This is a genomic window from Geodermatophilus sp. SYSU D00710, assembly GCF_054050195.1.
Genome location: NZ_JBJGYX010000025.1, coordinates 45,859 through 66,496 on the forward strand (window position 1 = coordinate 45,859; position 20,638 = coordinate 66,496).

The following is a 20,638-nucleotide window of genomic DNA, read 5'->3' on the forward strand; positions in this document are numbered from 1 at the left end:
CGGTCAGGCGGTGCCGGCGCTCTCCTGCACGAACGCAGCGGAGTCGTAGTAGGTGCGGACGCCGGTGAGCGGGCCGTCGTGGGAGCCGTCGCTCTCGATCACGGTCACGCCCTTGTAGCGGAAGGGCTTCCCGCTGCGCAGCGTGCCCCGCGACTCCCACTCCAGCGCCGCGGTCTTCTCCCCCACGGTGCTGGAGGTGAACGTCGTCTCCAGGTCGCCGAAGACGTTGCGGTAGTCCTCCCAGAAGCGCTTGGCGCCCTCCGGCCCGCGGGCCTCGTGGTCCTCGTTGAGCTTCATGAGGACGGCGTCCTCGCCGGTCAGCTCGACCATCGGCTGCGCGTCGCGCTCGGCGTCGAGGTGGTGCAGGGCAGCGGTGAAGCGCTCGGTCAGGGTGTGCACGGCGTCCTCCGGGTGCGTGGCTGGGGTCGGGGGACCCCTACCCGAGCGGTCCGGACGACACCCGCCCGGATCAGGCGGGGAGGCGCTGCTGCCGGTCGCTGCGCCCCGGACGCCGCTCGCCGAGCGTGCGGGCCAGCAGCACCACGCCCCACGGACCGACCACCCACACCGGCCACGGGTACTGCAGGTCGCCGGTGGCCAGCATCGAGACCAGCCAGATGCCCACGACGACCACCGCGGTGACCGCCCACTGGCTCCAGGCCGCGCGCAGGTCGGCGCCCCACGCGCCGTGCCACGAGCCGCAGGTCACCGCCCGGGCGACCGGGGCGGGGCGCCGGTCCGGCTGCCGGGCCGCGGCGGGCAGGTCCGCGGTGAGGTCGGCCAGCTCGCCGTAGGTGCGGGCGGCGTGGGCGCGGGCCGAGCGGTCCTCGTAGTCGGCCAGGGTCAGCCGGCCGTCGGCCAGGCCCTGGTCCAGGCGGGTGACCACGGCGGCGCGGTCGGCGTCGGCGGCGAGCAGGTGCGGCTCGGGCATCGGGGACTCCTCGTCAGGCGGTGTGCCCCGAGTCTCGCCGCGGTCCGGGACCGTGCCCATTGACAGACGTCATCGATCGCCCGTGCGTCCTGCACACGGTCAGCCGTTCGCCGGGGTGGCCTCCTTGGCCAGGTGCTTGCCGATGACCATGCGCTGGATCTGGTTGGTGCCCTCGAAGATCTGCATGACCTTGGCCTCGCGCATGTACCGCTCGGCGGGGTGGTCGCGGGTGTAGCCGGCGCCGCCGAGCACCTGGACGGCGTCGGTGGTCACCCTCATCGCGGCGTCGGTGGCCACGAGCTTGGCGATGCTCGCCTGCCGGGAGTAGGGCAGCCCGGCGTCCTTGCGGCGCGCGGCCACCAGGTAGGTGGCGCGGGCGGACTCGACGGCGGCGGCCATGTCGGCGAGCAGGAACGCCAGGCCCTGGTGGTCGACGATGCGCCGGCCGAAGGCCTCCCGCTCCATCGCGTAGGCGACGGCGACGTCGAGGGCGGCCTGCGCCAGCCCGACGGCGACGGCGCTGACCCCGAGCCGCCCGGAGTCGAGCGCGCCCAGGGCGATGGACAGACCGCGGCCGGGCTCGCCGACCATGCGGCCGGCCGGCACGGCGACGTCGTCGAGGCGCATGGCCGCCGTCGTCGAGCCGGTCAGGCCCATCTTCTGCTCGGGCGGGGCCGCGGTGAACCCGGCCAGGTCGGGAGTGAGGTGGAAGCAGGAGATGGCGCGCTCGCCGTCGTCGGGGGTGCGCAGGAAGGTGGAGTAGAAGTCGGCGTGCCCGCCGTGGGTGACCCACGCCTTCTCGCCGGAGGCGACCCAGCCCTCGCCGTCGCGGACGGCGCGGGCGCGCATGGCGGCGGGGTCGGAGCCGGCGTGCGCCTCGGACAGGCAGTAGGCGCCCAGCAGCCGGCCGCCGACCATCTCCGGCAGCCACTGCTCGCGCTGCTCAGGGGTGCCGAAGCGGTCGATCGGGCCGCAGGCGAGGGTGTGCACGCTGACCCCGAGCGCGACGGTGGCCCAGCGCATCGCCAGTTCCTCGACCACCTGCAGGTAGACGGCGTAGGGCTGGCCGCCGCCGCCGACGTCCTCGCCGAAGGGCAGCCCGAGCAGGCCGACCTCGCCGAGCTTGGCGAACACCTCCCGCGGGAAGCGCTCCTCGCGCTCGTACTCCGCGGCCCGGGGCGCCAGTTCGGCGTCGGCGAGCTCGCGGGTGAGCGCGATCAGGTCGGCGGCCTCCTGGGTGGGCAGCTCACGGTCGACGGCCACAGGGGTCCCCCTCGTCGCGGACGGCAGTACTGCGAACGGTACCGCGGTACTGTGCTCCGTCCAGGCGTGAGGGTGGGGAGACGTGGTGACCACGACGGAGCAGCGCGAGCGGCGGCTGACCGTGCGCCAGGCCGAGCTGCTCGACCAGCTGGAGGAGCTGTTCCTGGCCGAGGGCTTCGCCGGGTTCACCCTCGAGGACCTCGCCGTCCGGCTGCGCTGCTCGAAGACGACGCTGTACGCGCTGGCCGACAGCAAGGAGCAGCTCGCCGTCCGGGTGGTGCGGCACTTCTTCCGCCGGGCCACCGCCGAGGTCGAGGCGCGCACCGCGACCGAGGACGACCCCGCGGAGCGGGTGACGGCCTACCTGGAGGCGGTGGCGCGGGCGCTGACCCCGGCGTCGCGGGCGTTCCACCGCGACCTGGAGGCGTTCCCGCCCGGGCGCGCGGTGTACGAGCAGAACACCGCCGTCGCGGCGGAGCGGGTGAGCGCGCTGATCGCCGAGGGGGTGGCCGCGGGCCGGTTCCGCGAGGTGCACCCCGCGTTGGTGGCCGACACCGTCACCACGCTCATGCTGCGGATCGGCCGAGGGGACACCGCCCGGGTCACGGGCCTGGACGACGCCGCCGCCTACCGGGAGCTGGCCGGCCTGCTGCTGCACGGGATCAGCCGGTGAGGGTCACCCCGGCGGCCTGGGACGACGCGGACGTGCAGCGGCTGACCGCCGCGCAGCAGGCCGAGCTGCGCGCGCGGTACGACGGCGAGGGCGAGCCCGGGACGCCGCCGTCGGCCGCCGACGTCAGCGTGGTGCTGGTGGCCCGGGACGCCGACGGCACCGCGGTGGGCTGCGGGGCGCTGCGGGCGCTGGGTGCGGACGTGGCCGAGGTCAAGCGCATGTACGTCGTCCCCGCCGCCCGCGGCCGCGGCGTGTCGAAGCTGGTGCTGGCGGCACTGGAGGCCGCGGCCCGGTCGCGCGGGTGGACGACGCTGCGGCTGGAGACCGGTCCGCGCCAGCCCGAGGCCATCGCGCTGTACGAGGGCGCCGGGTACCGGGCGATCCCGGCGTTCGGGGCCTACGTCGACCATCCCGACGCCGGGTGCTCGCTGTACTACGAGCGGGTGCTCGACGGGTCGTGAACCCGATCCGCCACTCCGGACATGGAGGGGTGTGACGAGCCCACCCTGCGCTGCCAGATCATCACCGGTCGTGACCGCCCTGTCCCGCTCGGCGGAGCAGCCGGACGCCGTGCCGCTGCGTGCGCTGCCCTCCGCCCTGCCCACCGACGCGGAGCTGGTCGCGGCGTCGCTGGTGGACCCGGAGCGCTTCGCGACGCTGTTCGACCGGCACGCGACCGCGGTGCACCGCTATCTCGGCCGCCGGGTGGGCGAGCTCGCCGACGACCTGCTCAGCGAGACCTTCCTCGTCGCATTCCGGCGCCGGGCCGGCTACCGCCCCGAGCACCTCGACGTCCGGCCGTGGCTCATCGGGATCGCGACCAACCTCCTGCGCGGCGCCGCCCGGGCGGAGCGGCGCCGCTACCGGGCGCTGGCCCGGGTGGCCGGCGAGCGGGACGTGCGGCCCGACGACGACCCGGACGGCCGGCTGGACGCCCAGGCGCTGCGCGGACCGCTCGCCGCCGCGTTGGCCGGCCTCCAGCGGCGCGACCGCGACGTCCTGCTGCTGGTCGCCTGGGGTGACCTGTCCTACGAGGAGGTCGCGGCCGTCCTCGACGTGCCGGTGGGGACGGTCCGCTCCCGCCTGCACCGCGCCCGCCGCCAGACCCGCGCGGCCCTCGACGCCCGTCGCTGTCCGACCTGCTGTCGGGACCCGACCCCGAGGAGATCCGGTGAACGAGACCACCCTGCTCCGCGAGGCGGGGCCCGAGGCGCCGGCCCTGACGCCCGCCGCCCGCGCGGCGGCCCGCGCCGCGCTGCTCGAGGAGATCGGCACCGCCCGGACCGGCCGGCGCCGCCTCCGGCCGCCGGGCCGGCGGACGTCGCTGCACGTCGGTGCGGGGCTGCTGGCCGTCGCGGCCGCCTGGGCGACGGCGGTGGTCGTCGCCGAGCCGACGTCCCCGGCCCCGCCGCGCCCGGCTCCGTCCGTCGCCGCGCCGGCGCCGGGTGCGATCGTGCTGGTCGCCGCCGAGGCGGTCACGTTCCCGGTGTCCCTGGACCCGGTGCCCGAGGGGCTGACGCCGTCCTACAGCCGCCGGGGCGGGATGCCGCAGTACGGGAGCACGCCGCCGTACTCCATCGCCGACCACACGTCCCCTGGCGGGGACCGGGTGCTGCTCGGCGTCTACCCGGAGGACCCGCGCACGTCGGAGGACTACGGTTTCTGGCACGAGGGGGCTCCGGCCGGCACGGCGACCGTCGACGGGGTGGAGGCGTCCGTGTGGCGGCAGGACGGCGTGGTCACCCTCCTGTGGGAGCGCCGGGACGGGCAGTGGATCCAGCTCTCGGGTGAGGGCGTCCACGCCGACGCCGGGGCGCTGGTCGCGGTGGGGGAGTCGGTCGTCGACCGGCCGCAGCCGGTGGGCCTGCAGTTCGGGCTCGCGCCGGCGGGCTGGTCGGTGGGCGGCTACGAGGAGAGCCGCAGCCTGGACCTCGTCAGCGACACCGACCCCGGCCTGTCACTGCGGCTCAGCGCGGTGGGCCAGGAGTACCCGGGGACGATCGACGGGCTCCTCGCCGGGCTCCCGCTGGCCGCGCCGGTGGAGACGGTGACGGTCCAGGAGCGGCCCGGGCGGCTGGCGCTCGTCGAGGGTGACGCCGGTGCCCCTCCCTCCTGGATGCTCGTCGGCCGGCTCGCCGACGGGCGCTTCTTCCAGCTCCTCGCCCCGCAGGCGCTGACCCGTGAGCAGGTCCTCCAGATCGGCGAGCAGGTGACCGCCGCGGCCTGACCGCGGGCACGCCGGCACGGCCGTCCGCGCGAGATGCGGGCGGCCGTGCCGGCGTGCGCGGGTCGGTCAGGCGGCGGGTGCCAGCGGTGCGGGGACGGTGATCTCGGTGCCGTCGGGGCGCCAGGTGCACCATCGACCGTCGGGTTGCCGCTCGACGCGGAAGCCGTGGTGGACCTTGGTGTGGTGCCGCTCGCACAGCAGCGCCGAGTTGGCAAGGCTGGTCTCGCCGCCGTCGATCCAGTGCACCAGGTGGTGCACGTCCGCCCAGTGGGTCGGGGCGTCACAGCCGGCGAACACACACCCCCCGTCGCGCAGCTCGACGGCGCGGCGCAGCTGCCGGCTGACCAGCCGCCGGCTGCGCCCCAGGTCCAGCGGGGTCCCGTCGGGCCCGAACACCACCCGGGAGATCGCGCCGTCGCAGGCCAGCCACCGGGCCCGCGCCGCGGAGATCGTCGCGCCGAACCCCATGGTCGCGGTGCCGGGCCCGGTGGCCGGGTCGGCCAGGTCGTCGAGATCGACCCGCACAGCCACATGGGGCTTGACGGTGCGCAGGACCGGGAGGTCGCCGGACGCCAGGCTGGTGTCGGCCAGTTGCACCAGCGCGTCACCCTGCCGCTGAGCCCGGGTCCGCTCGTCGCCGGCGGGCCGGTCGGCCTGCACGTGCGCCTCGAGGGCGGCCTGCACCTTCTCCCCGCCCACCGCGTCGAGGTGGAACCGTCCGGACACCGTGCCGTCGGCGTGCTTGGACACCGTCAACGACCGACCCTCGGTCGGATCGGGCTCGGGCCCGTCCGGGTCGCAGGCGTGCTCGTAGTGCTTGACCACCGTGACGAAGGCGGCGTGGTCCTGCTCGACCGCCACCCCGGTGAGCACCCCGTCGACCTCACCCAGATCGACCCCGGCGGCGGCGAACGCCGCCCGCCGCTTCGGGGTGAGCAGCCCGGCGGCCTCGGCCACCTGCGCCGCGGTCACCCAGCCGGCGTCGTGCGCCTCGGCGAGGGCCGGCAGGTGCTCCAGTGCCCGGCCGTTGCCGACCAGCCGCGCGGCGTCCGACCCGGACAGCCGACAGTGCCCCCGCAGCCAGGCCGCCATGCTCTTCTGCCCGTCGCGCTCGGGGGCCTGCGCGAGTTCCGCGGCGCGGACCCTGCGGGCCAGGGCGGCGTCGATCCGGTTGCGCTCGGCGATGAGCGCGGCGACGTCGTCGAGGACGTCACCGGTCTCCCACCTACTCGAACACATGATCGAAGAACACTGGACTCGACCGCACTACGCGACCCGTATCCCCAGGTCAGAGGCCCGTCCACAGATCCCGCGGAGGCCTTGACACTCGTCCCGGAGCCGGACCGCTGGGCTGACGGAGCGCCGGTGTGGTGGGCTGCCGGGCATGAGCGTCCCGCCGATGACCGCGTGGCCCGCGACCGAGCCGGCGGAGGTGGAGCTGGTCAGCGGGGACGCCCGGCTCGCCGTCGACCTGCGTGGCGGTGGGCTGCGCGCGCTGACCGTCGGCGACTGGGGCGTCCTCGACGGCTACCCCGCCGGCACGGTGCCCACCGGGCGGCGCGGGGGCGTGCTGCTGCCCTGGCCCAACCGGCTCCGCGACGGGCGGTGGACCTGGGAGGGCCAGCAGCTCCAGCTCGACACCGCCGGCCCCGGCAAGCCGGCCGCGCACGGGCTGGTCACCTGGCAGCGGTGGTCGGTCCTGGCCCGGCACTCCGACGCGGTGAGCGTCGGCACCGTCGTCGAGGCGCGGCCGGGCTACCCGTTCCGGCTCGCGGCCGCCGTCGACACGCACCTGACCGGCGACCGGCTGGCCGTCACGGTGCGGGTCCGCAACGCCGGTGGGCGTCCGGCGCCGTTCGGTGCCGGCATGCACCCCTACCTGTCGGTGGGCGCCACGGCCGACGGCGGGATCGGCGACGCCGAGCTCACCGTCCCGGCGCGCACCGCCCTCGACCTCGACGGCGGCCTGCCCACCGGCACCCGGCGGCCCTTCGACGGCGCCGTCGGCCGGATCGGCGACCGGCCCCTCGACGACGCCCTCACCGACCTGATCCGCGACGACGACGGCCGGGCCCGCGTCCGGCTGCGCGGCCGCGCTGGCACCCTCGAGCTCACCGTTGACGAGGCGTGGCCGTGGCTGCAGGTCTACAGCGGCGACACGCTGCCCGAGGGCCAGCGGCGCCGCAGCCTCGCCGTCGAGCCGATGACCTGCCCGCCCAACGCGCTGGCCGACGGCGTCGACCTCGTCGTCCTCGGTCCGGGGGAGACCTGGTCGGGCACGTGGACCCTCGCCTGGACGGCGGCCTGACGTGCGCGTGCTCGAGCTGTGGCGCTACCCGGTCAAGTCGCTGCAGGGCCAGCGGCTCGACGCCGTCGACGTCGGCCCGCAGGGGCTGGCCGGCGACCGGCAGTGGGCGCTGTTCGACCGCTCGACCGGCTTCGGGCTGACCGCCCGCCGGGTGCCCGACCTGCTCTTCGCCGCCGGTCGGCTCCGCGACGACGGCGGCGTCGAGGTGGTGCTGCCCGACGGCACCGTCACCACCGACGACGGCGTCCTCTCCGACTGGCTGGGCCGGCCGGTGACGCTGCGCGCCGCCGAGGCCGAACGCGGCCCGCGGCACTACGAGAGCCCCGACGACGACGAGGACGTCTGGGACGCCTTCGAGGGCGCGACCGGCGCGTTCCACGACAGCTCGCGCATCCGGGTCTCACTGGTCTCCACCGGCACGCTGGGCACCTGGGACCGCCGCAGGTTCCGTGCCAACGTCCTGCTCGACGGCGCCGGCGAGGACGCCCTGGTGGGCAGCACCGTGCGCCTGGGCACCGCCGTGCTCGACGTGCTCAAGCCGGTGAGCCGCTGCGTCATGGTCACCCGGCCCCAGCCCGGCGGGATCGGCCGCGACACCACCGTGCTCAAGACCATCCACCGCGAGCGCGGCAGCACGCTGGCCGTCGGCGCGCTGGTCCCGGTGCCCGGCCGGGTGGCGGTGGGCGACGAGCTCGTCCTCGCCTGATCATGGGACCGTGCGCACCGTCGAACTCCGCCCCGGCGAGGACTCCATCCGCCTCGGCCAGCTGCTCAAGCTCGTCGACGCCGTCCCCACCGGCGCACAGGTGAAGGACGTCCTGGTCACCGGCGCGGTCCGGGTGAACGGCGAGCCCGAGGACCGGCGCGGCCGGCAGGTCCGCCGCGGCGACGTCGTCTCCATCGACGGCGGCGAGGACGTGCGCGTCGCGTGAGACCCGACGAGCGTTCCACGTGGAACGGACTGCCGCCGCCCCCGCTGCTGGTGCCCCGCTGGCCCGCGGCGGCCCCCGCCGGACCCGACTTCGCGGCCATCCGGGCCGAGTTCGACGTCCCCGAGGAGTTCCCCGCCGGCGTGCTGGCTGAGGCCGAGCGGATCGCCGCCGACCGGCCGCTGCCCGACCTCGACGCCACCGACCTGCCGCTGGTGACCATCGACCCGCCGGGCAGCCGCGACCTCGACCAGGCCGTGCACCTGGCGCGCGACGGCCGCGGCTACCGGGTCAGCTACGCCATCGCCGACGTCGGCGCGGTCGTCACGCCCGGCGGCGCGCTCGACGCCGAGGCGCGCCGCCGGGGCCAGACCCTCTACGCCCCCGACCGGCGCACCCCGCTGCACCCGACGGTGCTCAGCGAGGACGCGGCCAGCCTGCTGCCCGGCGAGCCCCGCGCCGCCGCGCTGTGGACCGTCCGCCTGGACTCCGATGCCGGCGTCCGGTCGGTCGAGCTCCGCCGCGCGCGCGTCCGCAGCCGCGCCCGGCTCGCCTACCCCGACGTCCAGGCGCAGGCCGACGCGGGGACCCTGCCCGACGCCGTCGCCGTGCTGCCCGAGCTCGGGCGGCTGCTGCAGGAGCAGGCGGCCGCCCGCGGCGCGATCGAGCTGGGCTCGCCCGAGCAGGAGGTCGTCCGCACCGACGGCGGCGGCTGGACGCTGGTCACCCGCGCACCCCTGGCGGTCGAGGGCTGGAACGCGCAGATCTCGCTGCTCACCGGGCGGGTGGCCGCGCAGCTCATGGTCGACGGCGGCGTCGGCCTGCTGCGCACGCTGCCGCAGGCCCGCCCCGAGGACGTCGCCCGGTTGCGCCGGCTGGCCCCCGCGCTGGGCGTCGACTGGCCGGCGGGCGTGGGTCCCGGCCGGGTGCTGGCCGCGCTGGACCTCACCGACCCGCGGCACCTGGCCTTCCTCGAGGAGGCCGCCGCCCTCCTGCGCGGCGCCGCCTACACGCCCCTCGACGGCGACCCGCCCGCCGACGCCGGACACGCGGGCGTCGGCGCCCCGTACGCGCACGTGACCGCGCCGCTGCGGCGGCTGGTCGACCGGTTCGGCACCGAGGTGTGCCTGGCGCTGGCGGCGGGCCGGGGGCCCGACCCCGCCGTGCGGGCCGTCCTGCCGGAGCTGCCGGCACTCATGGCCGCCTCCGACCGGCGCACCCGCGCGGTGGAGCGGGCGGTCGTCGACGCCACGGAGGCCTGGCTGCTGGCCGGCCGCGAGGGAGAGGAGTTCGACGCGGTGGTGGTGGACGCCGACGGCGGTCGCGGCACCGTCGTCCTCGACGACCCCGCCGTCCGCGCGCGCTGCGCGGGCGGGGGCCTGGAGCCGGGGTCGCGGGTGCGGGTGCGGCTGGAGGAGGCCGACCTCACCCGCCGGTCGGTGCGCTTCGCGGCGGTGGGCGCATGAGTGCCCCCGCGACCCGCGCGCCGTACCTGGCCGACCGGCTGCAGGGCTTCGGCACCACGGTGTTCGCCGAGATGAGCGCGCTGGCGGCGGCCACCGGGTCGATCAACCTGGGCCAGGGCTTCCCCGACACCCCCGGGCCGGCCGAGGTGCTCGACGTCGCCCGGGATGCCATCGGCACCGCGCACGACCAGTACCCGCCCGGCCCGGGCACCCCGGAGCTGCGCAGTGCGATCGCCGCGCACGTCGAGCGCTTCCGCGGCCTGACCTACGACCCCGACGCCGAGGTGCTGGTCACCGCCGGGGCGACCGAGGCGCTCACCGCGGCGATGCTGGCGCTGGTCGAGCCCGGCGACGAGGTCGTGGTGTTCGAGCCGGTCTACGACAGCTACGCCGCCGCGGTCGCGATGGCCGGGGGCGTGCTGCGGCCGGTGCCGCTGACCCCGCCACCGGCCGACACCGACGGCGCGGCCTGGACGTTCGACCCCGCCGACCTGCGCGCCGCCGTCACCCCGCGCGCCCGGCTGCTGCTGCTCAACACCCCGCACAACCCGACCGGCAAGGTGTTCTCCCGAGCGGAGCTCGACGCCGTCGCCGAGGTCGTGCTGGAGGCCGGTCTGCTGCTGGTCACCGACGAGGTCTACGAGCACCTGGTCTTCTCCGGCGCCGAGCACGTCTCCCCGGCCACGCTGCCCGGGCTGCGCGAGCGGACGCTGGTGGTGAGCAGCGGGGGCAAGACGTTCAGCACCACGGGCTGGAAGGTCGGCTGGACCTGCGGCCCGGCGCCGCTGGTGGCCGCCGTCCGCACCGCCAAGCAGTTCCTCACCTACGTCAACGCCGGCCCGTTCCAGCCGGCCATCGCCGCCGGGCTCGGCCTGCCCGACGCCTACTTCACCCGCATCGCCGCCGACCTCGAGCGCCGGCGCGACGTGCTGGTGGGCGGACTGCGCGCGGCCGGCCTGCCGACCATCGCCCCGGAGGCCACGTACTTCGCGATGGTCGACGTCCGCCGGGTGCAGGCCGACGGCGACGGCCTGGCGTTCTGCCGCGTCCTGCCGGAGCTGGCCGGGGTGGTCGCCGTGCCCGCGGGGGTGTTCTGGACCGCGGGGCACGCCGACCTGGGCCGGCACCTGGTCCGCTTCGCGTTCTGCAAGCGCGACGAGGTGCTCGCCGAGGCCGTGAGCCGGTTGACGAGGATGGGGCCATGAGGTTCGGGGTCGTGCAGCACGACATCGTCTGGGAGGACCGGGAGGCCAACTACGCCCGGCTGGCGCCGCAGGTGGCCCGTGCGGCCGGTGCCGGGGCGGAGTTCGTGCTCCTCAGCGAGACGTTCTCCACCGGGTTCTCCATGACGCCCGGCATCGGCGAGCCCGAGGACGGCCCGTCCGCGGACTTCCTGCGCACCCAGGCCGCCGAGCACGGGGTGTGGGTGGCCGGGAGCTGCCCGGAGATCGCCGCCGACGGCGCCCTCCCGTTCAACTCCTTCGTCCTGGCCGGGCCGGACGGCACCACCCACCGCTACCGCAAGCTGCACCCGTTCACGCACGGGGGCGAGGCCGAGCGGTTCCGCGCCGGCGAGGCACCGGTCACCGTGACCGTCGGCGGTCTGCGGATCACGCCCTTCGTCTGCTACGACCTGCGCTTCGCCGACGTGTTCTGGACCGCCGCCGAGGACACCGACGTCTACCTGGTGACGGCGAACTGGCCGGCGCCGCGCCGGCACCACTGGACGACGCTGCTGCGCGCCCGCGCCATCGAGAACCAGGCGTACGTGGTGGCGTGCAACCGCGTGGGTACCGCCGGCGACGGCCTCGAGCACGCCGGCGACAGCCAGGTGGTCAGCCCGATGGGGGAGCTCTTGGCGACCGCCGCGGGCGGCGAGACGCTCCTGCTGGCCGACGTCGACGCCGCCGAGGTCGCCGCCACCCGGAAGCGGTTCGCCTTCCTCGCCGACCGCCGCCCCTGAGACGGCGGCCGGCGAGTCCGGTCAGCGCACCTGCGGCGACGCCTGCGGGTACCCCTGCGGCGCTGCCTGGGGCGACGCCTGCGGTGCCGTCCGGGGTGACGAGGTCTCGTCGACGACGATCTGCTCGCGCTGCACCTGGTCGGTGATCCGCTCCTGGCCCTCGACCAGCTCGGTGCGCAGCCGCACCCGCTCGACCGGCACCACCTCGACGTTCACCACCGGCCGCTCGGCGTGCAGCACGATGTCCTCGGGCAGACCGCCGGCCATCCCGCCGGCCATCCCGCCGGTCATCCCGCCGGTCATCCCACCCGGGGCGCCGCCGGCGGTCCCACCCGGCGCGCTCGCCGGGACGAGGGACTCGCCCGGACCGGGGTCGGGGGCGTCGAGGGGCACCTCCTCGATGCGGATCTCCTCGCGACGGATCGGCACGGTCACCTGCACCTCCTCGGTGACCACGTACTTGACCACCCGGACGCGGGTGGCGGCGACCTGCCGGGTGCCGACCCGCAGCTGCTCCTCGCTGCGGGTCATGGCGCCGTCGGAGGCCTGCCGGGCGACGTCGGCCCCGGCGTGGGCGGCCGCGTGCTGGGTCGTGTGCTGATCGGCGTACGGGGCGGCGTGCTGGGGGTGCGGGGGCGGCGCGGCCTGGCCGGTGGTGGTGCGGACGTCGGTGGCCGGCGGGGGGACCGGCTGGGTGCCCGGGTCGACCACGGACATCGCCGGCCCCGCGGCCCCCGGCGTCGCGGTCCCGGGCGCGGTGGCCCCCGGGGCTGCGGCTCCCGGAGCGCCCCCGCCCGCCGGCACCCCCGAGGCCGGCGGGACCGGGGCGCCCGTCCCCGGGCCGGTACCCACGCCCGTCCCCGTCCCGATGCCGTAGTGGCGGCGCAGCTCGGCCTCCTCCTCGGGGCTCAGGTGGTCCCCGCCGACCGACGGCGCGTGCTTGACCGCCTCCTTGCTCACGGGCACCTGCAGCAGTCCGTCGGCGAAGGTCGCCTCGGTCGCCGGGACGATGGAGTGACGGGTGCCGAACAGCCCGGTGCTGACCGCGACCCAGGTCGGTGCGCCGGTGCGGTCGTCGACGAAGAAGCTCTCGACGGTGCCGATCTTCTCGCCGTCCGGACCGTGTGCCGTGCTCCCGATCGCCGCGGACAGGTCTCGCTCGCTCAACACGGTGCTCGCCTCCTCCGGATCGCCTGCTCTGGCGGTCCCACCTGCCGGGGAGTGCCCGGTCCGGCGTGCCACGACACCCCGGTGACGCCTACGGTCGACGCGGGAGCAGACCCGGCTGAGGAGGACGACGTGGGCAGCGTGCAACTCGAGGTCGAGCGCAAGTTCGAGACCGGGCCGGACGTCGACCTGCCCGACCTGACCGGGGTCGGCGGCGTCGCCTCGGTCGGCGATCCGCAGACGTACGACCTGGACGCCACCTACTACGACACCCCGGACCTGCGCCTGGCCCGCGCGCGGATCACGCTGCGCCGGCGCACCGGCGGCACCGACGCCGGCTGGCACCTCAAGCTGCCCACCGCCGTCGCGGGCTCCCGGCGGGAGGTGCACGCCCCGATCGGCGTGCGCCGCACGGTCGTGCCCCGGGCGGTGACCGAGCCGGTCACCGCCGTCCTGCGCGGGGTCCGGCCCGAACCGGTCGCGACCCTGCAGACGACGCGGCAGGTGACCGACCTGCTCGACGGCGAGGGCCGGGTGCTGGCCCAGGTCGCCGCCGACACCGTCACCGGCACCGCGCTCGCGCCCGACCCCGGGTCCCCGGCCGAGGTCACCACCTGGCGCGAGCTCGAGGTGGAGCTCGTCGACGGCGACCGGGAACTGCTCGACGCCGTCACCGAGGCCCTCGTCGCCGCCGGCATCCGGCCCTCGGACTCGCCGTCCAAGCTCTCCCGGGTGCTCGGCGACCGGCTCGCCGCGCTCGGTCCGGCCGTGCCGCGCCCCGCCGCGTCGGCCGAGCCGGAGCCCTCCGGCAGGAAGGGGAAGAAGGGCCGCAAGGCGCGGGCCGGCGACGGCGGGCAGACGGCGGCCGACGTCGTCCTGGGCGCCCTGGCCGCGCAGGTCGAGGCGCTGCAGGTCGCCGACATCGGCGTCCGCACCGGCGACCCCGAGGGCGTCCACGACCTGCGCGTGGCCTGCCGCCGGATGCGCAGCATCCTCGCGGCCTTCCGGCCCGTCCTCGACCGCACCGCCACCGACCCCGTCCGCGACGAGCTGCAGTGGATCGGCGCCGCGCTCTCCGGCGCCCGCGACGGCGAGGTGGCCCTCGAGCACCTGCGCGCGGTCGTCGACGCCCAGCCGGTCGAGCTGGTCCGCGGGCCGGTGTCCGCGCGGCTGCGCTCCACCGAGGTGGCCGACGTCGAACGGGGCCGCAAGGCCGCCGTCCGCGCGCTGTCGGACAGGCGGCACCGGGCGCTGCTGGACTCGCTGCACGCGCTGCTGGCCGACCCGCCGCTGGCCGAGGCCGCCGGCGAGCCCGCGCGGGCGGTGCTCACCGATGCGGTCAGGCGGACCGGCAAGCGGATGCGGGCGCGCATCGAGGAGGCCCGCGAGCGGGAGCAGACCGACCCCGGCGCCCACGAGGAGGAGACCGAGCACGCCCTCCACGAGGTCCGCAAGGCGGCCAAGCGGGTGCGCTACACCGCCGAGGTGGCGGCCCCCGTGCTCGGCGCCCCCGCCGAGGCGCTGGTCGCCTGCATGAAGCAGGTGCAGGACGTGCTCGGCGAGGCACAGGACACGGTGGTCACCCGCCTGTGGTGCACCCGGCTGGCCACCGCGGCCTCCGGCGCGGGGGAGGACACCTTCACCTACGGCCGGCTGCACGCCCTCGAGGAGGCCCGCGCCGAGCACGCCGACCTCGCCTTCTGGGCGCTGGAGCCGACGCTGCGCGCGGCGGTGAAGGCGGCCGCGAAGGGCTGAGCGCCCGCCGTCCGGGAACGGAGGGGCGCGCCCGCACGTCTCCCTGCCGGGTACGTGCCGACCGCCTGCCCGCCGCCCGTCCGAAGCGAGGTCCCCGCTGTCCCTGATCGCCCTGCTCGGCTTCGGCACGGTCGTCCTCGTGGCGATGCTCCTCCTGCACGCCTACCTGTGGTGGCGGCTGGTCCGCAGCACCACCCGGCCCGGCCGGCTGCGCCGGCGGCTCACGCTGCTCACCGTCGTCCTGGCGCTGCTGCCCGCCGCGGCCGTGCTGCTGCGGCGCGCGCTGCCGTTCGCGGCGGAGGCACCCCTGGCGTGGGTCGGCTACAGCTGGCTGGGCATCGCCTTCTACCTCTTCCTCGCGCTGCTGGCCCTGGAGCCGGTCCGCCTGCTGCTGCGGCTGCGCGAGCGCCGGCGCGCCCCCGCGCCCGTCCCCGCCGCGGTCCCGGAGCCCGTCCCCGCCGCGGTCCCGGAGCCCGTCCCCGCCGGCGGGCCGGCCGCGGACCCGCCTCCCGCCGTGCCCCCGGCCCCGGCCCCGGCCTCCGAGCGGCCCGCGGACCCCTCCCGGCGGCTGTTCCTCGCCCGCGGCCTCGCGGTCACGGCCGGCGCGGTCGCGCTGGGCACGGCCGGCACCGGCGCGTACCTGGCCAACTTCGCGCCCGTCGTGCGCCGGGTGCCGGTCACCCTGCCCCGGCTGGACCCGGCGCTGGACGGGCTGCGCATCGTCACCTTCTCCGACGGTCACCTGTCGGCCACCTACGGCGGCCGGCGCTTCGAGCGGGTGGTGGAGACCGTCAACGCCCAGCGGCCCGACGTGGTCGCCATCGTCGGGGACCTGGTCGACGGCGAGGTCGACGAGCTGCGCGGGGAGGCGGCGCCGCTGGCCGACCTGGTGAGCGAGCAGGGCGTCTTCTTCGTCACCGGCAACCACGAGTACTTCGTCGACACCGGCGCCTGGCTGCGGCACCTGCCGACCCTCGGCGTCGAGGTGCTCCGCAACGAGCGGGTGCCGATCACCCGCGGCGGGGCCTCCTTCGACCTGGCCGGCATCGACGACCGCACGGCCGCGTCCTCGGGCGTCCCCGGGCACGGCGCCGACCTCGAGGCCGCGCTCGACGGCCGGGACGACGCCACGCCCGTGGTGCTGCTCGCCCACCAGCCGGTCCAGGTGGAGCAGGCGCGGGCCGCCGGGGTGGACCTGCAGCTGTCCGGACACACGCACGGCGGGCAGCTGTGGCCCTTCGACTACGCCATCCGGCTCGACCAGCCCGCCGTCGAGGGACTGTCCCGCCACGGCGACACCCAGCTCTACGTCACCGCCGGCGCGGGCAACTGGGGACCCCAGATGCGGGTCGGCGCCCGGCCCGAGGTGACCGTGATCGAGCTGCGGGCACCGCGGGGCTGACCGGCCCGGGGTCACCCGGTCGGGAGACGTCTCATACGACATGACGTCCGCAGACGTCTTCCGCGCCTACGCTGGCGGGCGTGACGGCAGCAGCGGGGGGACCGAAGTACCTCTCGGTCCGGGAGCACCTCCGGCGCCGGGTCGCGGCGATGCCGGAGGGGGCGCTCCTGCCCCCGGAGCCGGTGCTGTGCGCGGAGTACGGGGTCAGCCGGATCACCCTGCGCCGCGCCGTCGACGGCCTGGTCGCCGACGGGCACCTGGTCCGCGAGCAGGGCCGCGGCACCTACGTCACCCGGCCGGCCATCCGGCACGAGTACCGCGAGAGCTTCGTGCACCGGATCGCCGGGTGGAGCTCGGTGATGGCCGAGCAGGGCGCGCAGGTGGGCACCACCGTGCTCCAGCAGCGGGTGGTCCCCGCGCCGGCGCCGGTCGCCGCCGAGCTCGCCCTCGACGTCGCCCAGGACGTCGTCGAGCTCGAACGGCTGCGCAGCGTCGACGGGGCGCCCAACCACGTGGCGCACAGCTTCCTGCCCGCCGACCGCTACCCCAAGGCCGCCGTCGAGGACTTCAGCGAGGGGTCGCTCTACGAGTTCCTCCGCCGCGAGTACGGCGCCGACCTCGCCCGCGCGCGGATCGTCGTCGACGTCGGCACCGCGGCCCCCGACGAGGCCGAGCTGCTGCAGATCGCCGCGGGCTCGCCGCTGCTCGTCGTCCGCACCACCGTGCACGACGGCGAGGGCCACCCCCTGGTTCACAGCTTCTCCCGGCTGCGCCCCGACGTGAGCCAGGTCGAGTTCGAGGTCTCGGTCACCGGCCGCTGAGCGCGGCCAGGCGGGGCTCGAGGTCGAGCACCATCCGCACGAAGCCGGCGCGCCGTGCGGCGTAGCCGAGCAGCTCGTCGGTGACCGGCTCGAACAGCACGTGCAGCGGCATGCCGGTGCACGGGTAGCGCAGCAGCGCGGCCAGCAGCACCGCCGTCTCCAGCTCCTCGGCGGACACGTGCACCCCCTCGGCGGCCAGCCCCCGCACGTAGGCGGCGACGGCCGGCCCGAGCAGGCCGGGCACCTCGCCGGCCGGTCCGGCCCCGCACTCCGCCCGGCCGAACAGCAGCGGCACGAGGTCGTACCCGGCGGGCGCCGGTCCGGCCATCGCCCAGTCGACCAGCACGAAGGTGTCCGGTGCCGCCGCGGGGCGCAGCAGGTTCATCGGGGTCGCGTCCCCGTGGCTCGGGAGCACGGGCAGCGGCGCCAGGCGGGCGTGCAGGCAGGTCACGCGCGCGGCCAGCGCGCAGACCTCGTCCCGCAGGGCCACGACCTCGGGCACCTGCATGACCGGCGCGGCCCAGGTGCCCTCGTCGAGCAGCCAGGGGACCGCCCACGTGCCCAGCTGCTCGTCCCGGTAGACGGAGAGGAAGTCCCCGCCCGGCATCGCCGGCCACGGCCGTCCCCGGCGGCGGGCGGCCAGCCGGCCCAGGGACTCGGCGGCGCGCACCGTGTCCGCCGCGGTCCAGGGCGCGTCCACGGGCCCGGCGTCCTCGAGCCACAGGGTCAGCCGGTCGCCGGGCTGCTCGCGCACCGCCACCACGTCGGGCGGGCGCAGGCCCGGCGGCGCGCAGTCGGCGACGCCGGCGGCGAGGACGTCGGCCTCCAGCCGCCACGGGATGACGGTGTCCAGGCGCGCCCGTTCGGCGTCGGGGATCTCGGGCGGCAGGCCGTACCGCGCCGCCTGGAGCTCCTTGGCGACCAGGTCCAGCACCACCGGCGCACCCGACCCGCCGGGGCCCTCGACGTGGCCCTCGACGTGGCCCTCGACGCGCACGCGGGTGAGGCCGCGGGTCGTCGGCGCGCTGATGTCGTGCGGCAGCGGGCGGCAGGTGACGCCGTCCACCGCGAACCCGGGCTCGGCGGTCCAGCGGCGCAGGTCGGGCAGCAGCTCGTCGACGGTCGCCCCGCCGGGCAGCGCGGTCACCTCGGACGCCGGAGGCCGGGGAGACGGAGGGCGGCGAGACGCGGGCGGCGGGGGTGGACCGGTCGGCAGAACGCCAGCCAGGGGGAGGTCGTCATCGCGGACTCCGTGGGAGAATCGTCAAGCCGCTTGTCTGACGAGATGATGGTGAAGCACCTTGTCCGATGCCGTCAACGGGGTACCGCCGCTGATCACCGCCCTCCTCGAGACGGCGATGATCCGGATCCGCGACGACCTCTACACGCTCAGCGACACGCACTTCCCGGGGCTGCGGATGCGGCACTACCGGCTGCTGTCGTTCGTCCCGCCCGAGGGGGAGCGGCTGAGCCGGATGACGCTCGACAGCGGGCTGACCAAGCAGGCGCTGGCCCAGGCGCTCGCGCCGCTCGAGGCCGGCGGGTACGTCGAGGTGGTGCCCGACCCCGGTGACCGCCGGGCCCGGCTGGTGCGGCTGACCGACCGCGGCCGCGCGGTGAACGCCGCCGTCCGCCGCCGGCTCGACGCGCTCGAGCAGGACTGGGCGCAGCGGGTGGGGGAGGAGCGCTACGCCGTCGCGCGCGACGTGCTCGCCGACCTCGTGCCCCGGCCCGGCCGGCCGGAGCAGGCCGGTGACCCGGTTACCGTCGAGGGGTGACCACGGCCAGCGGCAGTCGGGAGGTGGCCGCCCCGCGCAGCCGGGTGTGGCGGGCGCTGGCCGTGCTCGAGCCCTACTGCGCCGTGTGCGACGTCTCCTACGTCGTCGACGCGCAGGACCCCGGCCCCGGGACCCGGTTCGTCTGCGTCCCGGGCCGGCTGGCCGAGGGCGAGACCCCCCGCTCGGGCGCACCCCGCGGGGAGATCGTCGAGTGGGAGCCCGAGCGGGCGGTCACCACCCGGCTGGAGCTCACGCCCGAGACCTGGACGACGCGCATCGAGCTCGCCGACGCCGGCGACGGCGCCACCGCGGTCACCATCACGCTCAGCCACGAGCCGCGGCGCCCGCGGCTGGCCGACCGGTTCACCCGCTCGGCGCTGCAGCGCATGGTGCAGCAGACCGTGGACGGCGAGCTGGACAAGCTGCCGGCCCACGTCGAGCAGGTCGCCGCCGGCTGAACGTCCCCCGTGAGGGTGCGCACACGGGTCGGCGGTGCGGATCCGGGTAGGGCAGCGGCAGACGCGCCCGGCGACCGGCCGGGCGCCGCACCCCACCGGAGGAGACACCATGATCGGCTTCCTCGTCGCCGGGCTCGTCATCGGCGCCCTGGCCCGCCTCATCGTCCCGGGCCGCCAGCGCCTCGGGATCCTCGCCACCCTCGCACTGGGGGTGGTCGGCTCGCTGATCGGCGGCCTGATCGCCCAGTTCTTCCACACCGGCACGATCTGGGAGCTCAACGTCCTGGGCTTCGTGTGCGCCGTGATCGCCGCCGTGCTGCTCATCGGGGTCGCCGAGAGCCTCACGGGGCGCAACCGCCGCGCCGTCCGCTGACCCGGCGCCGGGGGAGCGGGCGGGCTCAGAGCTCGACCGACTCCCCCGGTGCCAGCCGGGCGTAGGGCGTGGGGGTGCCGGGACCGCGCTCGCCGAGCAGGCTGCCCACCAGGCCCAGCCCGGCGTCGTTGAGCAGGCCGTCGTGCACGGCGTAGGCCTGGTCGGCGCCCACCGCGCGCACGTAGTCGATGACCTCGGCGGCCTTCGACCAGGGCGCGTGCAGCGGCAGCAGCAGGATCGGCACCGGCGTCCCCGGCACGGTCAGCGCGTCGCCGGGGTGGAAGACCTGCCCACCCACGAGGAAGCCGACGTTGCGCACCCGCGGCAGTTCCGGGTGGACCACCGCGTGCCACTCGCCGTGCACCGTGACGTCGAAGCCCGCCACCGTCAGCGCGTCGCCGTCGCCGACCGCGTGCACCCGGCCGCCGAGCTGCCCGGCGACGGACGGGTTCGTCCACACCTCCAGCGCCGGGTCGGCGTCCAGCGCCGCGCGCAGCCGGTCGGCGGCGAGGTGGTCGGGGTGCTCGTGGGTCACCAGCACCGCCGTCGCCCCCTCCAGCACCGCGGGGTCGGTGAACACGCCGGGGTCGATCACCAGCCGCCGGTCGCCGTCACTGACGACCACGCAGGCGTGCCCGTGCTTCGTGAGCTCCATGGGGGCATCCTGCCGCCGGCCCGGCGGTCGTGCCGCCTCACCCCGGAGGGGGAGACCGGGCCACCCCGGCTGGCGCGCCGGCGCGGGCCTGCCGACCTCACCGGCATGGCCCCCACCGCCTTCGCCGCCACCGCCTACGCCGCCGCCCGCAGCCGGGCGCACGGCCCCACGTGCGCCCTGTGGCACGCCGTCGAGCTGCACCGGCCGGCGTCCGAGGTCGACGGCGCCTGCGAGCTCACGCTGTGCGGCACGCTCGCGCGGGTCGCCGTCGACGAGCCGTGGCCGTCGTCGTCGCGTGACGTCTGCGGCTCCTGCGCCACCCTCGCCGGCGCGGACCGCTAGGTCCCGGCCCCTGTGCAGGGTCCCGGGGGGGGGGGGGGGCGGGGGGGGGGGGGGGGGGGGGGGGGGGGGGGGTGCGCGGGGGGGGGGGGGGGGGGGGGCGCCCAGGTCCGCCGTCACCGCGTCCAGC

Annotated in this window: 23 protein-coding genes and 1 pseudogene; 17 read left to right on the forward strand and 7 right to left on the reverse strand. The window is 76.8% G+C overall.

All coding sequences use genetic code 11. The features are described 5' to 3' along the window. Positions 1-3 precede the first annotated feature (3 nt). From ACI78U_RS13320 to ACI78U_RS13330, 3 genes are all read right to left on the reverse strand, one after another. Positions 4-399, reverse strand: coding sequence for a nuclear transport factor 2 family protein (locus ACI78U_RS13320; RefSeq protein ID WP_456875800.1), 396 nt, complete (start codon positions 397-399; stop codon positions 4-6). 70 nt (positions 400-469) lie between these two features. Continuing rightward, a complete protein-coding gene (locus tag ACI78U_RS13325; RefSeq protein WP_456875801.1) occupies positions 470-931 on the reverse strand; it encodes a DUF1707 SHOCT-like domain-containing protein in 462 nt (153 codons plus the stop codon). 99 nt (positions 932-1,030) lie between these two features. Then, entirely contained in the window at positions 1,031-2,194 is a 1,164-nt protein-coding gene (locus ACI78U_RS13330; protein WP_456875802.1) for an acyl-CoA dehydrogenase family protein, read from the reverse strand. A gap of 85 nt (positions 2,195-2,279) precedes the next feature. Here ACI78U_RS13330 and ACI78U_RS13335 point away from each other — a divergent pair, with 85 nt between their 5' ends. The 4 genes and pseudogenes from ACI78U_RS13335 to ACI78U_RS13350 all read left to right on the forward strand — a co-directional run bounded on the left by ACI78U_RS13335 (position 2,280) and on the right by ACI78U_RS13350 (position 5,094). Further along, complete coding sequence (locus ACI78U_RS13335) at positions 2,280-2,867, forward strand: TetR/AcrR family transcriptional regulator (protein WP_456875803.1); 588 nt, start codon at positions 2,280-2,282, stop codon at positions 2,865-2,867. After that, positions 2,864-3,328: a GNAT family N-acetyltransferase gene (locus tag ACI78U_RS13340; RefSeq protein WP_456875804.1), complete on the forward strand. Its 465-nt coding sequence runs from the start codon at positions 2,864-2,866 to the stop codon at positions 3,326-3,328. Before ACI78U_RS13335 ends, ACI78U_RS13340 begins: the two co-directional genes overlap by 4 nt. 244 nt (positions 3,329-3,572) lie before the next feature. Further along, positions 3,573-3,920: pseudogene (locus ACI78U_RS13345) on the forward strand (RNA polymerase sigma factor); the annotation flags it as partial. A 118-nt stretch (positions 3,921-4,038) separates the two neighbouring features. Next, positions 4,039-5,094: a hypothetical protein gene (locus tag ACI78U_RS13350; protein ID WP_456875822.1), complete on the forward strand. Its 1,056-nt coding sequence runs from the start codon at positions 4,039-4,041 to the stop codon at positions 5,092-5,094. Between the two features lie 66 nt (positions 5,095-5,160). On the opposite strand, the gene ACI78U_RS13355 is transcribed toward ACI78U_RS13350, so the two are convergent. Continuing rightward, positions 5,161-6,333 carry a DUF222 domain-containing protein gene (locus tag ACI78U_RS13355; protein WP_456875805.1) on the reverse strand — a complete coding sequence of 391 codons (1,173 nt, stop codon included), beginning with the start codon at positions 6,331-6,333 and terminating at the stop codon, positions 5,161-5,163. Between the two features lie 145 nt (positions 6,334-6,478). On the opposite strand from ACI78U_RS13355, the gene ACI78U_RS13360 reads away from it, so the two are divergent. The 6 genes from ACI78U_RS13360 to ACI78U_RS13385 are packed head-to-tail and all read left to right on the forward strand — an operon-like array spanning position 6,479 to position 11,760. Beyond that, positions 6,479-7,402 (forward strand): aldose epimerase family protein, encoded by a 924-nt coding sequence (locus tag ACI78U_RS13360; RefSeq protein WP_456875806.1) that lies wholly within the window; start codon positions 6,479-6,481, stop codon positions 7,400-7,402. A 1-nt stretch (position 7,403) separates the two neighbouring features. After that, positions 7,404-8,108: an MOSC domain-containing protein gene (locus ACI78U_RS13365; protein ID WP_456875807.1), complete on the forward strand. Its 705-nt coding sequence runs from the start codon at positions 7,404-7,406 to the stop codon at positions 8,106-8,108. Between the two features lie 10 nt (positions 8,109-8,118). Next, entirely contained in the window at positions 8,119-8,334 is a 216-nt protein-coding gene (locus ACI78U_RS13370) for an RNA-binding S4 domain-containing protein (protein WP_456875808.1), read from the forward strand. After that, positions 8,331-9,797, forward strand: coding sequence for an RNB domain-containing ribonuclease (locus ACI78U_RS13375; protein WP_456875809.1), 1,467 nt, complete (start codon positions 8,331-8,333; stop codon positions 9,795-9,797). Before ACI78U_RS13370 ends, ACI78U_RS13375 begins: the two co-directional genes overlap by 4 nt. Further along, positions 9,794-11,002: a pyridoxal phosphate-dependent aminotransferase gene (locus ACI78U_RS13380; protein WP_456875810.1), complete on the forward strand. Its 1,209-nt coding sequence runs from the start codon at positions 9,794-9,796 to the stop codon at positions 11,000-11,002. Before ACI78U_RS13375 ends, ACI78U_RS13380 begins: the two co-directional genes overlap by 4 nt. Next, on the forward strand, positions 10,999-11,760 hold the full coding sequence (locus tag ACI78U_RS13385; protein WP_456875811.1) for a nitrilase-related carbon-nitrogen hydrolase: 762 nt from the start codon (positions 10,999-11,001) through the stop codon (positions 11,758-11,760). Before ACI78U_RS13380 ends, ACI78U_RS13385 begins: the two co-directional genes overlap by 4 nt. Positions 11,761-11,781: 21 nt before the next feature. On the opposite strand, the gene ACI78U_RS13390 is transcribed toward ACI78U_RS13385, so the two are convergent. Next, entirely contained in the window at positions 11,782-12,930 is a 1,149-nt protein-coding gene (locus ACI78U_RS13390; protein WP_456875812.1) for a PRC-barrel domain-containing protein, read from the reverse strand. Positions 12,931-13,059: 129 nt separating this feature from the next. Between ACI78U_RS13390 and ACI78U_RS13395 the strand changes: the two genes are divergently transcribed. The 3 genes from ACI78U_RS13395 (at position 13,060) to ACI78U_RS13405 (ending at position 16,905) form a co-directional block, all read left to right on the forward strand. Then, positions 13,060-14,682, forward strand: a complete 1,623-nt coding sequence (locus tag ACI78U_RS13395) for a CYTH and CHAD domain-containing protein (protein ID WP_456875813.1) — start codon at positions 13,060-13,062, stop codon at positions 14,680-14,682. 145 nt (positions 14,683-14,827) lie between these two features. After that, positions 14,828-16,084 carry a metallophosphoesterase gene (locus ACI78U_RS13400; protein WP_456875821.1) on the forward strand — a complete coding sequence of 419 codons (1,257 nt, stop codon included), beginning with the start codon at positions 14,828-14,830 and terminating at the stop codon, positions 16,082-16,084. An 80-nt stretch (positions 16,085-16,164) separates the two neighbouring features. Continuing rightward, entirely contained in the window at positions 16,165-16,905 is a 741-nt protein-coding gene (locus ACI78U_RS13405; RefSeq protein ID WP_456875814.1) for a GntR family transcriptional regulator, read from the forward strand. Here the strand turns inward: ACI78U_RS13405 and ACI78U_RS13410 are convergent. Continuing rightward, complete coding sequence (locus tag ACI78U_RS13410) at positions 16,892-18,052, reverse strand: phosphotransferase (protein WP_456875815.1); 1,161 nt, start codon at positions 18,050-18,052, stop codon at positions 16,892-16,894. The two genes, ACI78U_RS13405 and ACI78U_RS13410, sit on opposite strands and share 14 nt — an antisense overlap. 154 nt (positions 18,053-18,206) lie before the next feature. On the opposite strand from ACI78U_RS13410, the gene ACI78U_RS13415 reads away from it, so the two are divergent. From ACI78U_RS13415 to ACI78U_RS13425, 3 genes are all read left to right on the forward strand, one after another. Beyond that, positions 18,207-18,683, forward strand: a complete 477-nt coding sequence (locus ACI78U_RS13415; protein WP_456875816.1) for a MarR family winged helix-turn-helix transcriptional regulator — start codon at positions 18,207-18,209, stop codon at positions 18,681-18,683. Continuing rightward, positions 18,680-19,141, forward strand: coding sequence for an SRPBCC family protein (locus ACI78U_RS13420; RefSeq protein ID WP_456875817.1), 462 nt, complete (start codon positions 18,680-18,682; stop codon positions 19,139-19,141). The genes ACI78U_RS13415 and ACI78U_RS13420 overlap by 4 nt, the downstream gene beginning before the upstream one ends. 109 nt (positions 19,142-19,250) lie before the next feature. Next, positions 19,251-19,514 (forward strand): GlsB/YeaQ/YmgE family stress response membrane protein, encoded by a 264-nt coding sequence (locus tag ACI78U_RS13425; protein WP_456875818.1) that lies wholly within the window; start codon positions 19,251-19,253, stop codon positions 19,512-19,514. Positions 19,515-19,539: 25 nt separating this feature from the next. Here the strand turns inward: ACI78U_RS13425 and ACI78U_RS13430 are convergent, their stop codons facing one another. After that, positions 19,540-20,169: an MBL fold metallo-hydrolase gene (locus ACI78U_RS13430; protein WP_456875819.1), complete on the reverse strand. Its 630-nt coding sequence runs from the start codon at positions 20,167-20,169 to the stop codon at positions 19,540-19,542. Between the two features lie 105 nt (positions 20,170-20,274). Here ACI78U_RS13430 and ACI78U_RS13435 point away from each other — a divergent pair, with 105 nt between their 5' ends. Further along, positions 20,275-20,511: a hypothetical protein gene (locus tag ACI78U_RS13435; RefSeq protein ID WP_456875820.1), complete on the forward strand. Its 237-nt coding sequence runs from the start codon at positions 20,275-20,277 to the stop codon at positions 20,509-20,511. The last annotated feature ends 127 nt before the right edge of the window (positions 20,512-20,638 follow it).